This is a genomic window from Vibrio sp. 3-2(1), assembly GCF_963887575.1.
In the GTDB taxonomy this organism is placed as follows: domain Bacteria; phylum Pseudomonadota; class Gammaproteobacteria; order Enterobacterales; family Vibrionaceae; genus Vibrio; species Vibrio anguillarum.
In genome coordinates this window covers 273,042-285,952 of record NZ_CAWPGB010000022.1, presented here as the reverse complement: position 1 = coordinate 285,952, position 12,911 = coordinate 273,042, and the positions used below count along the sequence as shown (strand labels likewise).

12 protein-coding genes are annotated in these 12,911 nt (G+C 44.1%); 6 read left to right on the top strand and 6 right to left on the bottom strand.

All coding sequences use genetic code 11. The features are described 5' to 3' along the window. Positions 1-47: 47 nt before the first annotated feature. Entirely contained in the window at positions 48-1,496 is a 1,449-nt protein-coding gene (gene nhaD, locus AACQ79_RS09450; protein ID WP_170898987.1) for a sodium:proton antiporter NhaD, read from the top strand. Here nhaD and AACQ79_RS09445 read toward each other — a convergent pair. The 4 genes from AACQ79_RS09445 to AACQ79_RS09430 form a co-directional block, all read right to left on the bottom strand. Further along, entirely contained in the window at positions 1,493-2,422 is a 930-nt protein-coding gene (locus tag AACQ79_RS09445; RefSeq protein WP_026027760.1) for a Gfo/Idh/MocA family protein, read from the bottom strand. The genes nhaD and AACQ79_RS09445 overlap by 4 nt on opposite strands. 105 nt (positions 2,423-2,527) lie before the next feature. After that, positions 2,528-3,058 (bottom strand): MltR family transcriptional regulator, encoded by a 531-nt coding sequence (locus tag AACQ79_RS09440; RefSeq protein WP_010319258.1) that lies wholly within the window; start codon positions 3,056-3,058, stop codon positions 2,528-2,530. A 61-nt stretch (positions 3,059-3,119) separates the two neighbouring features. After that, complete coding sequence (locus AACQ79_RS09435; RefSeq protein ID WP_026028875.1) at positions 3,120-4,268, bottom strand: mannitol-1-phosphate 5-dehydrogenase; 1,149 nt, start codon at positions 4,266-4,268, stop codon at positions 3,120-3,122. A 116-nt stretch (positions 4,269-4,384) separates the two neighbouring features. Then, positions 4,385-6,334 (bottom strand): PTS mannitol transporter subunit IICBA, encoded by a 1,950-nt coding sequence (locus tag AACQ79_RS09430; RefSeq protein WP_094133869.1) that lies wholly within the window; start codon positions 6,332-6,334, stop codon positions 4,385-4,387. Positions 6,335-6,972: 638 nt separating this feature from the next. On the opposite strand from AACQ79_RS09430, the gene AACQ79_RS09425 reads away from it, so the two are divergent. Both AACQ79_RS09425 and AACQ79_RS09420 read left to right on the top strand, forming a co-directional pair. Continuing rightward, a complete protein-coding gene (locus tag AACQ79_RS09425; RefSeq protein WP_088733077.1) occupies positions 6,973-7,920 on the top strand; it encodes a M23 family metallopeptidase in 948 nt (315 codons plus the stop codon). 8 nt (positions 7,921-7,928) lie between these two features. Next, positions 7,929-8,225 carry a bactofilin family protein gene (locus AACQ79_RS09420; protein ID WP_305951630.1) on the top strand — a complete coding sequence of 99 codons (297 nt, stop codon included), beginning with the start codon at positions 7,929-7,931 and terminating at the stop codon, positions 8,223-8,225. A gap of 127 nt (positions 8,226-8,352) precedes the next feature. On the opposite strand, the gene nagB is transcribed toward AACQ79_RS09420, so the two are convergent. Then, positions 8,353-9,153 (bottom strand): glucosamine-6-phosphate deaminase, encoded by an 801-nt coding sequence (gene nagB, locus AACQ79_RS09415; RefSeq protein ID WP_013868251.1) that lies wholly within the window; start codon positions 9,151-9,153, stop codon positions 8,353-8,355. Positions 9,154-9,464: 311 nt separating this feature from the next. Here nagB and AACQ79_RS09410 point away from each other — a divergent pair, with 311 nt between their 5' ends. After that, positions 9,465-9,716, top strand: a complete 252-nt coding sequence (locus AACQ79_RS09410; RefSeq protein WP_170898986.1) for a DUF3081 domain-containing protein — start codon at positions 9,465-9,467, stop codon at positions 9,714-9,716. Positions 9,717-9,982: 266 nt separating this feature from the next. Here the strand turns inward: AACQ79_RS09410 and AACQ79_RS09405 are convergent, their stop codons facing one another. Continuing rightward, positions 9,983-10,342 (bottom strand): DUF413 domain-containing protein, encoded by a 360-nt coding sequence (locus AACQ79_RS09405; RefSeq protein WP_017049330.1) that lies wholly within the window; start codon positions 10,340-10,342, stop codon positions 9,983-9,985. A gap of 148 nt (positions 10,343-10,490) precedes the next feature. Between AACQ79_RS09405 and AACQ79_RS09400 the strand changes: the two genes are divergently transcribed. Next, the gene (locus AACQ79_RS09400) at positions 10,491-11,381 is read left to right on the top strand and encodes a LysR family transcriptional regulator (protein ID WP_013868248.1); all 891 of its coding nucleotides are present in this window, start codon (positions 10,491-10,493) and stop codon (positions 11,379-11,381) included. A gap of 165 nt (positions 11,382-11,546) precedes the next feature. Beyond that, positions 11,547-12,911: an AlkA N-terminal domain-containing protein gene (locus AACQ79_RS09395; protein ID WP_445285854.1), complete on the top strand. Its 1,365-nt coding sequence runs from the start codon at positions 11,547-11,549 to the stop codon at positions 12,909-12,911.

Below are 12,911 nucleotides of genomic sequence, written 5' to 3'. Positions count from 1 at the left end.
AACTGTCTTCAATAGATCTAGAATTTTATCAGCCTAACTTTCTAGGAGTGAACACAATGATACCTCGACGCACATGGCTTCTTTTGTTCTGCACTTTACTCTTTCCTTCAGTCGCTCTCGCTTCCTCTAACGATATCGATTCGTTAGATCTAACGCACTCAACGATTGGTTATGCCTCTTTAGTCATTTTTACTCTGGCATACACTTTGGTCATGATGGAGGAGTACCTTAAGTTACGAAAGTCTAAACCTGTGTTACTTGCAGCTGGTTTAATTTGGGCCATGATTGGTTATGTTTATCAGCAGTATGAATTAACCGAGATTGCCAAAAACGCGCTAGAGCATAATTTGCTGGAATACGCCGAATTATTGCTGTTTCTGTTAGTCGCGATGACCTACATCAGTGCAATGGAAGAGCGGCGATTATTTGATGCATTACAAGCGTGGATGGTGGGAAAAGGTTTTGATTTTCGTGCTCTTTTTTGGATCACGGGGCTACTTGCATTTTTCATCTCGCCAATTGCCGATAACCTAACCACCGCACTGTTGATGTGCGCTGTCGTACTAAAAGTGGCAGGAAACAACCCACGTTTTATCAACATTGCTTGTATTAATATCGTCGTAGCGGCTAACGCCGGAGGCGCTTTTAGCCCTTTTGGAGACATCACCACCTTAATGGTTTGGCAAGCGGGCCATGTGCCATTTTCACAGTTCCTTTTTCTGTTTCTCCCTTCTGTGATCAACTACCTTGTTCCTGCATTGCTGATGTCATTTTTTCTGCCCAAGGAAAAGCCAACCACCCTGCATGAACATGTCGAGCTTAAACGCGGAGCCCGCCGTATTGTCGTACTTTTCATGTTAACCATTGCTACCGCCGTAGCATTCCATGCTGTGGTGCGCTTTCCACCCGTGATAGGCATGATGATGGGGCTCGCTTACTTACAATTTTTTGGCTACTTCCTCAGGAAAACCTTACCTACTTCGCTGGCCAAAAAAACCGTAATTGCGATTGCAAATAATGACGAGGCCGCCCTAAAACGTATTGGCTCTGTGGTGCCATTCGATGTCTTTAAGCGAGTTTCACACGCCGAATGGGATACGCTACTGTTTTTCTACGGGGTGGTCATGTGCGTAGGAGGGCTAAGCTTACTGGGTTATTTAGGCTTGATCTCGGAAGTGATGTATAGCCAATGGAACCCCATATGGGCAAACGTGATGATTGGGTTTCTTTCGGCGATTGTCGATAACATTCCCGTCATGTTTGCAGTACTGACGATGGAACCCGATATGTCCACCGGAAACTGGTTGCTCGTCACATTAACAGCGGGCGTCGGCGGCAGTTTACTCTCGATTGGCTCAGCCGCTGGAGTGGCTCTGATGGGCGCTGCACACGGCAAATACACCTTTGTAGGCCATCTAAAATGGACACCGATTATTGCAACAGGCTACGCCGCAAGTATTGGTGTCCACTTACTACTCAATCACGCTTTGTTTTAACGAATTTGCTTCGCAATATAATGACACAGCGCCTCTGCCAGCTGGTGCGAGGCCAAGTTACGTGCCACCACTTCTGAAGCCAGCTTTCCGCTGTTTATCACGCCAATCCAATCGTCAATCATGGCGCTAAAGCCTTTACTGGTCAGCATTGGCGTCCAATCTTTTAAACTAAGGGCTTGCTCTTGCCCTTGATGCCAACGTTTTCCTTGTGTAAACGAGTCAAACTCAAAACCTTCATTCACAAAGCTCGCGCTGACTCGCTCAGCGGTTATGCCGAACTGGCGATTCATTGAGGCATGCAGCAAACTTTCGCCGTGTTGCCATTGAACATCCAAGCGGGATAACTGACCTTGATGCTGCTGATAGGTAATATAAGCATCATCCAATGTGGCTTTAGCATTCACGTTTACGCTGTCTAGCGGATGGATAAAATCATCAAAGATAAAGGTGCGCACATCACCGGGCAGATCATAGCGGTGCTTTTCCCAACGAAGCGAACGTAAGTCGTTTCTATTACCAGTTTGCACTGCATTTAGGTGTTGGTTATAGAGCGGAATATGTCGGCGATTAAACCCTACATACAAGGGTTGACGATGCTTTTCTGCAAGCTCATACAACATTTCACAGGCGCTTGCACTGTCGGCTAGCGGCTTATCAACAAAGGTTGGAATTCCGTGTTCAAGGAAAAATTGGGCGATTTGAGGGTGAGCCGAGGTCGCCGCATGGATCATAACCGCATCAACGTTATAGCCAAGTAGCTCTCGATAATCCGTGCAATTCTCTGAAATGCGGTAACGCTGCGCTAGTTGCGTAACAAGAGCTGGATTACGAGTACAAAATACCAATTCTAAATCTGGGCGCTGTGTGATGACCGGAAGATACGCCTTTTGCGCGATATCACCTAGACCAATAATGCCAATTTTCATCATCAAATCTCTTTTCGTTAGATGAAGGTTAGGCTAACACAAGAAGATTAAAAAGGGAGGTGTAGAACTCAGTGAAAAGGCAATCCTTGCCTGTCTGGGATGAGGTTAAAATGGGCTCTCTTTGTTCAGCTCATTGCAAATTTCGACAATCGCCAATGAGAGCCCGGATTTGATGATTTGTTGCTGACGCTGAAGTTGAAGCTGGTAAAAATCCAGTTCAATGTCGCCATCCGGCTCCAATACTTCCAACTGCACCATGCCCATTTTGGCCACCAAATGGAGCTTTTTTATCGGCACCAAAATTTTCGGGTCGGTGAACTCGTATTCAGCACCATCACTGTTGAGTTGATTACGCAGTTTGATTATATCTTCAATATCGTGGTAAACATCATCAGGTAATACCCCAAGGCCAAACAGCAGTTTTAGCCTGACAGACAAGTTGCCGAGTGGTCCAGAATCTTGCAATAGAGGGCCAACTACTGATTGGACAGCGAAGTTATCTTTGCGAAAAATGCGTTGCATTAATGCATCAATCGCCTCATTGAACACTTCAACCGTCGTAATAAAGAATCCGCGCACCGAATGGGCACTATTCAGTCGTTCAATTATATCGCTTTCGTTAATTCTATCTGCCATACGCTGTACTAATTGTTGTTATAAAGGGAGGGCATTAGCGCCCTCCAAAGTATTTATGTGATTAAAGCTGTTTGTAGATCGCTTCAATTTGCTTAACCTGCTCGCTCTGCTCATCTAACCCTGTGTAATGGGCCAGTGTTTTACATACGCCATATTGGTTCAATGATGTTTGAAGCTCGACTGCTTGAGGATCGCTGTCGTTGGTATATTTAAGGGCCGCCGCAATCCCTTTCAATAGCGTTTTGTTTTCAACACCGTACTCGATTGTACCGAGTAATGGCTTGATTAATCTATCATTGGGGCCTAATTTTCGTATTGGCTGACGACCAACGCGATCCACTTCATCCACCAAATATGGGTTGGCAAAACGGCTCAATATTTTTTCGATATAAGCGGCGTGCAATTCAGGGTCAAAACCGTAACGACGAATGAGTACTTCACCGCTTTCATGCATGGCTTGCTTCACTTGCTGACGAATTGCAGGATCTTCAATCGCTTCACGAATCGTCTTATGACCACTCAAACAACCCAAATAGGCGGTAATGCAGTGCCCAGTATTTAGAGTGAAAAGTTTACGCTCAACAAAAGCCATCAGATTATTGGTTTTTTCCATCCCTTCAATGTTGGGGATCTCACCTTTAAATTGCTGTTCATCAACAATCCATTCGCTGAAACTTTCAACCGTCACGGCCAACGGGTCATCGTTCGCGGCTTCGACAGGTGGCACAATGCGATCCACCGCGGAATCGACAAAACCAATTAACTCATCGGTTTTAGCATGCAGCGATGGGTCTAGATATTTATACACTTCGCCTTTCAGGTGTGTTGTACCGCGAACCATGTTTTCACAAGCGATCACATTGAGTGGCTGCTCATTGCCCGCTTCAAATCTTTTGGTGATGCCTTTGGCGATCGTTTTCGCAATGATATCAAGCACTGCAGGGCCGACAGCTGTAGTGACCAAATCCGTTTTTACAATGCGATCAATCACATCATTACTGGCTGAATTCACCGCAGTGACATGAGTGACAGTATCAATTTTGCACTCAGAACCCACTACCTTTACTTTGTATTCTTGACGATGACTCAATTGATCAACCAAAGGTTCATTGACATCGGCAAAAGTCACTTCAATGTCTGCATCGGCCAATAATTTACCAATAAAACCACGACCAATGTTACCCGCGCCAAAATGTACTGCATTTTTCATAATCTTACCTACCAAAAACTTATCTAAAAGAGAAAAGAGCGCTTAATGCTTCAATTGAGGTGAGGTCAGCAGTATAGGGGAACAGCCGACCTCGTTTTGCCTCAGGAGCAAAAGCGTTACGCTGCTTGGTTACCCGATAGGATGGCCAAGATATCGCTCACGTCTCTGGTTGAGGTGAGCTTCTCGATAGCATCAGGCTCATCGAGTGCGTTGGTAATGGTGGTAATAACTTGAATATGTTCATCATTTTTGGCGGCAATACCGATAACCAGTTTCGCTACGCCATCTTGGTCGTCCGTAAACTGCACACCAGCAGGATATTGGCAAATCACAATACCCGTTTTAATCACACGGTCTTTGGCGGCGACGGTGCCATGAGGAACGGCAATCGATTCTCCAAGATAAGTGGATACCATTTTCTCACGTTCAAACATGGCATCAACATACTCAGGCTCCGCATAGCCAAGCTCAACTAACTTATTGCCAGCGAAACGAATGGCTTCTTCTTTATTAGCGGCATTCAAACCTAAGTGAATGTTTTCTTTTTGGATTTGAAAAACGGACGGTTTTTGAATTTCAAAGCTGTCGTCATTCGCAGCGAGGATGGATACTTTAACCACATCGCTATCATTCGCCGCCTTAGGGCGTTGAGCTGCCAAAAGCTTAGTCACAAGCTGGTTGTACATTTCACTGTCTAAAAAGTTGCTCAGTGAAATATGCTGTGCACTGGGTGCATGTGTGCGTGCGCGACCAGTCAGGTCTTTATGAGTAATCACGATTTCTGCGTTCTCCGGCAAACTATTGATGGCAAGGTTAGTGACGTGAATCGCTAAGCCCGCATCTTTGATTTTTTTACGCAGCATGCTTGCGCCCATTGCGCTTGAACCCATACCCGCATCGCAAGCAACAATAATGCTTTTCACGTTGGCTAAATCAATATTGCTTTTTTGAGAAGCCGCCGTCACATTGCCCTTTGCGCTCGATTTCATCTCTTTCATTTGTGATGTGGCTTTTTCTAACGCCGCTTCATCACCTTCTTCCTCGGTGCTGCTTTGTGCTTTCATCAATAATGACGCAACGGTAAAGGACACACCTGCCGCACCAAATATTGAGCATAATACGCCAACAATCGATCCTTTCTGTGTCATCAGTAGCACTGCAAAGATAGAGCCAGGAGACGCTGGAGAAACAATACCTGCATTGAAGAGAGTCAAAATGAACACCCCTGTCATACCACCAGCAATCGCTGCAAGAATCAGACGTGGATTCATCAGTATGTATGGGAAATAAATCTCATGGATGCCGCCGAAGAAGTGAATGATGGAAGCGCCACCAGCTGTTTGACGTGCTGTACCTTTACCAAACACCATGTAAGCCAACAAAATACCGAGACCAGGGCCAGGGTTTGCTTCAATTAAGAAGAAGATTGACTGCCCCATTTCACTGGCTTGTTGAATACCTAACGGTGAGAAAATACCGTGGTTAATCGCGTTGTTAAGGAACAAGATCTTCGCGGGTTCAACAAAAATAGAGGTGAGTGGTAAAAGGTGTGCTGAAACTAGGAAGTTTACGCCTGCCGCTAAACCACCAGAGAGCACTTTGACAAATGGCCCAATAAGGTAAAACGCCAAGATTGCGCCAAGCATACCAATAATGCCTGCCGAGAAGTTGTTTACCAACATCTCAAAACCGCTTTTTACTTTACCTTCAACACGTTGGTCAAAGGTTTTGATCGCCCAACCACCCATAGGGCCAACCATCATGGCTCCCATGAACATGGGGATATCTGTTCCGACAATCACACCCATTGTGGTGATGGCACCGACAACAGCGCCACGTTCTCCACCAACCAATTTACCACCCGTGTAACCAATCAGCAGTGGTAATAAGTAAGTAATCATCGGCCCAACCATAGATGCTAACGTTTCATTCGGTAGCCAACCTGTTGGGATAAATAGTGCGGTTATAAAGCCCCACGCGATAAACGCGCCAATGTTTGGCATAACCATGTTAGATAAGAAGCGACCAAAATTTTGTATCTTGATCTTTGCATCTGGTGATATCATGTGGATTCCCCGTTCGATGTTCTGATGAATATTGTTGTTGTAACGGTTCTGCGAAAAACCGTTGATTGCTTAGTACACAATCAATTTACCACACAATTTCATTCTGGAACTGACGACGGGTTTTTCGTGATCAGCCCCTCATAAATCCTAGCTTACAAATCATTTCTTCGTGATCATGGTCATTAAATTGACATGTAAATTTACAACAAAAAACAAAAATACAACTTGTCAATAAGATTTAAACGATCAATATCATACTTTTTGAATTTTAACTTTTGATAAAAAAGAGATTCAAGTCACAATTTCACTTTAATTATTAAAAATCAAAGAACCAAAAGTGATAAAAATCACAATTGCATCTTTATTTCACTAATCAAAATAAAGCCACCACTTCCATATTGTCTATTTTGTAACTTATATACACAAAACCATATTAATATTAGCTCATACATTAATATGGCTTTTTTACTAACAACATCGGATCTTCCTCTAAAAGCAGGCCAAGGATACGCTCCAATTCACAAACCGAACAATAAGAGGTGGGACGAGTATAGCCTTACAACGCAAAATGTTTTGACCCTGAGCATTCCCTGTTAGAATCGGCTGTACTGTTAACCATAGACGCTGTGAACGAATTCATGAAAGAAAGAGTGGTTGTTTCCGTTTCATCCATACATGGGACGAAGCACTTTCATCTCGGTAAATGGTTCCGACATTTTTTAAAAGGTTTTGGCTATGTGCTGGTTGTCAGCATTCTCGCCACTGGCGGCGTTATCTATTACCTTCTTGATGAAGTTGATTTTGCTAAACTCAAGCAACAAGAGTTAGAGAGCCAGTCGATGTCACTGACCGAAGAAGTCACCTCTTTAAAGGAGCTAAAAAACAGCTTAGAGAATGACCTGCTCGAACGAGAAGAGAAGATGCAGGTTGTTTCAGACAGGCTCGGCGATCTTGAAAAAGTATTGGGTATGGATGAAAGCGGAGCGGAATTAGAATCACGTTTAGACACCGCCGCTATCACTTCTTCAGTTAGAATGGTGATGCTGACCCAAATACCCAGCGGTGCACCTGTGCATAATGCGAGAATTTCGTCAGGATACGGTGAGCGTATTCATCCTGTGACCGGCAACGTCAAAATTCACCGCGGGCAAGATTTTGCGGTTAACATAGGCACGCCAATTTATGCACCAGCCGATGGCGTTGCCGAAGTCACTCGCGCCAGTGATAAAGGGTCAGGCAATTTTTTACGCTTACAGCACTCTTATGGATTTACCAGCTCCTATTCTCATTTGCAAAAATTTGCCGTGAAAGGGGGCGATTTTGTACAGAAGGGCGACTTAATTGCTTATTCTGGAAACAGTGGGTTATCTTCTGGCCCACATTTGCACTATGAAATTCGATTTGTCGGCCGTTCATTAGATCCAAGACCTTTTGTTGATTGGGGCGTGAATGATTTTGAAACGATATTTAGTAAGGTAAGAGGTATCCGATGGGAATCTTTAGTAAACAAAGTCGAGCTAAGAGTCAGCACTCAGCTACAACTCTCATCGCAAAAGGCTGTTCCATTAGTGGGGAACTCAGGTTAGAAAGCGACATTCAAATTGACGGGTCGGTAGAAGGTCAATTGCACGTTGATAAAACCATCGTCATTAGTGAAACAGGCACGGTTAATGGTGAGCTGTACGCAGGCCACATCATCATTAATGGCGAGTTCCAAGGCACATGTCACGCGACTAAAATTGAAATTTTAAGCAAAGGGAGCGTCACAGGGTCTATTTATAGCGACGACTTGAGCATTGAACAAGGTGGTCGCTTTAATGGAGTAACCTACCCTGCCCCGGAGAAACAAGTAGTTGAATTAAAAGAAGCGAAAATCGCTGCTGAAGGTTAATTCAACTACCGATTTCGTTCGCACTTCCCCATTTGATAGAAAGTCCCATTTGCTACAAAGTGTAAAAAGGCCTGCTGATGTTAGCAGGCCTTTTGTTTATGAATGTCCTTTCCCAACAGGGAGAGACTTAGAAACCTTCGATATTTTTTGCTTCTAATTCCGCAAAGTATTTTACGGTTTTCACTTTTAGTTCTTGAGTCGATGGTTCATCACATACAATCACTGATTTCGCGTGAAGTTGTAGTGCGGAGACTGTCCACAAATGGTTGACGCTTCCTTCCACGGCCGCTTGCAAAGCTAGCGCCTTATTGTGGCCTGTCACCAAAATCATGATCTCTTCTGAATCTAGCAGTGTGCCTACACCAATCGTTAGCGCGTATTTAGGAACTTGGTTGATATCACCATCAAAGAAACGAGAGTTTGCAATGCGTGTATCTTCTGTCAGTGTCTTAATGCGAGTGCGTGACGAAAGTGAAGAAGCAGGCTCGTTAAACGCGATGTGCCCATCATTACCCACACCACCCATAAATAGATTAATGCGGCCGTATGATTTAATTTTGTCTTCATAGCGCTTACATTCTGCATCAACATCTGGTGCGTTGCCATTCAGTAAATTGATGTTTTCTTCTTGAATATCAACATGATTGAAGAAGTTGTTATACATAAATGAGCGATATGACTCCGGATGATTTTCAGGAATACCAATGTATTCATCCATATTAAATGTCACGACATGCTTAAAGCTCACCTCGCCTGCTTTATGCATTTCAATCAGTGCATTATAAGTCGTCAATGGTGTACCACCAGTAGGTAAACCCAATACAAAAGGACGGTCTGCCGTTGGGTTGAATGCGTTGATACGTTTTACGATGTGTGCTGCTGCCCACTTGCCGACTTGTGCAGCCTGTTTTAACGGGATAAGTCTCATGATTGGCCCCTAGTTATTGGAATATTATGGTGTAATAGAACATTAATTCGCATTATAAAATAAGTATTAGGTAACTGCCATTGTTTTAGGTCAAATTTTCGCTCTTTCTTCAAATCCCAACCAGAAATGCGCTTAAATTTGTAGCAATTTCTACAGGTACGCTTAACTAATACGGCACATGCTATAACCAAATGAGATAAAAATTCATCTATAAAATTAAGTAAAGTTTGAGTCGCTATCACTCCACTATCTGGCGAAGCGTGCATTCATTACCCATACTTGGAGTAACAAGCAAGAAAGGAGCAAATGCCATGAAAAACGAACTTGAACCCGCGAAAATTCTCCATGCTTATGAAACAGTAATGGCGCATGGTACACCGACTGAATTCGGGAAAATCTATGAAGGTATCGAAGCTTTTTCAGACTATGACGGCTATAACATTTACATGCGAGGAAATGGTGTGGAGCTAAAAGTTGGCTTCCACAATACCTACCATCTCGATTATGACCAAGAGCATCTACGCGACAGCTTTTTGAAAAAAGTAGTCATTTTGGCTAAGTAGCGGTGTTGACCCAGCTCATGGATTGGCTAAGCGCGACCAAATGAGCAGAGTGGCGATAATGCAAAGCCCGAGTGAATCATCAATACTAGGGCTTTGAGCGAAAGCACTTTTCTCATCTTGATTGAGTCACACTCTTTTGCACAGAGATCTCTTATATGAAAGGCGATGCGAGCGATTTTGTCAGCCCTATTGAGACAATAAGGCTGAAGAGATAAATGAGAAAGCTGACCAAATTACGGCTTAAGATCCTGCATTAGAGATACAGATTAATCTTCTTCCGTTAAGCTAACTTCTTCATCATTATAGTCGTCACCACTTTCAGGTTTATTGCGACCGTTCAACGTATGGAAACGCTTACGACCACGAGCAAGTTGAGTGTATTTCAACCAGACACGCTCTAACTTAGATTTCGCTTTACCTGGGTTTTCAATCGCCTTAACAAAATGAGCTTCTTCGGCATTCTCTGGCGTGAGTTCACCAGATTCAAGACCAAGCATGGTACCACCATAAATGGTGAGAAGTTCTTCTTCTGCAAGAGTAAAATCACCAGACTTAGCAAAGCCTCGTGGAAACTTTGTATTGTCGTAAAAACGTTTTTTTCCGTGACGGAATTCAGTCTCAGACATATCAACCTCATGTGAATGGCGCTACTACCATGTAGCGATAGATCACGCGAAAATTAGGCGTAAATCTCCGAAAAGAAAAACAAAAATTTTTTATCGTCATAATTGCACTTCCTTGTTAATCTGACGGGGTAATTTCAGAGGATTTAATATGGATGTAAAAGTTTTTCGCACTTTTCTCGAACTCGCCAAAGTACGTCATTTTGGGCGAGCAGCTGAAAACCTTTATTTGACCCAAGCCGCCGTCAGTGCACGCATCAAGCAATTAGAAAATTATTTTGATGCTCAACTGTTTACGCGTGATCGCAACAACATAAAGCTCACATCGGCAGGAGAACGACTCGTTGGCTATGCCGAAGTGATGGTGGCTACTTTGCAACAAGCCAAGTTTGAGCTCTCTTTGGAAAATGGCCGAGCTTTGCAGCTTACATTAGGGGGAACGCCCAACGTTTGGGATGCTCATCTACAAAACTGTTTAAGCGTTGTGACTGATGCTTTTAGCGGTTATGGCTTTATGGCGGAAGTCATGGGGCGCGAGCAGCTCAACCGCAGCCTACTGGAGCGTACCTTAGATATGGCGTTTGCCTTTGACCCAATTAAAGCCGAAGAGCTAAACTGCAAAAAAGTCGCAGATTTAGTACTTGTGTTGGTTTCGACGCGTCCTGACACACTGGAAACCGCCTTTGATAATAAATACGTGTACGTCGATTGGGGAAGCCGTTTCGCCTCCGAGCATGCTGAGCGACATCCGAAGACGCCAACCCCCTATTTACGCACCTCGACCGCTCGTATCGCACTTGATTTCATTTTAGAAAAAGGGGGAAGCGCTTACCTTCCTACTTCACTTGTTGAACCTTTTATCCACTCTGGCCAATTGTATCGAATTGACAATGTGGAAGATTGGCAGCGTCCCATCTTCCTCAGCTACCGAAAAAACAGCTCATCGATAGAAGCCATTATGCAAGTGGAAAAGTTAGTCAAAAACATCAACCCTAGTAGTGCTTACTCATTACAACAAGCGGGCGAGGTCATTCTCGACTGACCCAACAAATTCATAACGCTGTAGCGGGTATTGAATACAGCGTTATGAATATCCTTTTTCAAGAGAAACCGCAGGAAAATCCATTCAGTTCCGAAAATGGCTAGTATCGACAGAATTCATGCATACACTTAGCTTATAAAAACTGCATAAGGCTCGTTATACCAAATGACACCATGGATGGAACTCGATAAGGAACAATGCCAACAGGCTCGCACTAGCCGTGATCCGCGATTTGATGGACGATTTTTCGTTGCCGTCAAAACAACCAACATCTTTTGTCGCCCAATATGTCCGGCAACCCTGCCAAAAGAAAAGAATGTTGAATACTTCGCCAACTCCGCACTGGCTCTACAAGCGGGTTATCGGCCATGCCTACGTTGCCGCCCAGACAGTGCACCTCATTCTTGGGCATGGAAAGGAGTTGAAACCACCTTCTTGCGTGCAATCAAGCTTATTGAGCAAGGTGAATTACAATCGAGCAATCTGGCTCAATTTGCCGAACGTTTGGGGATCAGTGACCGCTACCTACGACAACTGTTTCAAACTCATTTAGGAGTGTCACCGAAACAATATGCTCAGTACCATCAGTTGATGTTTGCTAAGCAGTTGTTGCATTCCAGTGCTCTGTCCATTACCGATATAGGATTCGCTTGTGGGTTCAACAGTACCCGCCGCTTTAACGATGCGTTTATCAAAACGTTGCAACTGACCCCCAGCCAAGTGCGGCAATCTAAAACTGCATTGATGACAAAAAACCTATTAACACTCTCTTTTCGCGGCCCTTTCGATTGGCAACATATGCTAGATTTCTATCGATTACGTGCAGTAAACGCCATTGAACAGGTCAGTAACAATCATTATCAACGCACCTTCAACATACACAATACGACTGGCTGGTTTCGTGCCAGCTTAACCTCTGAGACTCATTTAGAGGTTGAATTCGAGTTGCAAGACATCACCAAACTGCGTTACTTGGTGGCAAAACTACGCCGCCTATTTGACCTCGAAGCCGACATCAGCCACATCGAGGCCTATTTGGAAGACTGCGCTCCGGGTTTAGTCACTCGTTCAGGAATCCGCATTCCCGGCGTTTGGAATTGTTGGGAGGCGGGAGTCAGAGCTATTTTAGGTCAACAAGTTTCGATAAAAGCAGCCATTGGCCAGCTCAACCTGTTAGTCGATGCGGTAAACCCAGCTCAAAATACGAGCAGTTACTTTCCAAGTCCGGAACAAATCGCACAGCTTGATTTGCACTTTTTAAAGATGCCACACAGCCGAAAAGAGACCTTAACACGCTTTGCTCAATTCATGTGCCAACACCCTGAAGCCGATGTGGATGCTTGGCTTTCACTAAAAGGTATTGGGCCGTGGACCGTAAACTACGCTAGGTTAAGAGGTCAGTCCGATTCAGATTGCTTTCTAGACACTGATTTGGTGGTTAAGAAGGCCTTAAGCCATTTTCCTGAGCTGAACGCAGACAAGGTTTCACCTTGGGGAAGTTACGCCACCTTTCACTGTTGGAATTACTAA

Coding starts and splice junctions, on each gene's coding strand:
- AACQ79_RS09445 (WP_026027760.1), bottom strand. CDS start 2,422: ATGAAAATTGGCATTATTGGTCTAGGTGATATCGCGCAAAAGGCGTAT.
- AACQ79_RS09440 (WP_010319258.1), bottom strand. CDS start 3,058: ATGGCAGATAGAATTAACGAAAGCGATATAATTGAACGACTGAATAGT.
- AACQ79_RS09435 (WP_026028875.1), bottom strand. CDS start 4,268: ATGAAAAATGCAGTACATTTTGGCGCGGGTAACATTGGTCGTGGTTTT.
- AACQ79_RS09430 (WP_094133869.1), bottom strand. CDS start 6,334: ATGATATCACCAGATGCAAAGATCAAGATACAAAATTTTGGTCGCTTC.
- AACQ79_RS09425 (WP_088733077.1), top strand. CDS start 6,973: ATGAAAGAAAGAGTGGTTGTTTCCGTTTCATCCATACATGGGACGAAG.
- nagB (WP_013868251.1), bottom strand. CDS start 9,153: ATGAGACTTATCCCGTTAAAACAGGCTGCACAAGTCGGCAAGTGGGCA.
- AACQ79_RS09410 (WP_170898986.1), top strand. CDS start 9,465: ATGAAAAACGAACTTGAACCCGCGAAAATTCTCCATGCTTATGAAACA.
- AACQ79_RS09405 (WP_017049330.1), bottom strand. CDS start 10,342: ATGTCTGAGACTGAATTCCGTCACGGAAAAAAACGTTTTTACGACAAT.
- AACQ79_RS09400 (WP_013868248.1), top strand. CDS start 10,491: ATGGATGTAAAAGTTTTTCGCACTTTTCTCGAACTCGCCAAAGTACGT.
- AACQ79_RS09395 (WP_445285854.1), top strand. CDS start 11,547: ATGACACCATGGATGGAACTCGATAAGGAACAATGCCAACAGGCTCGC.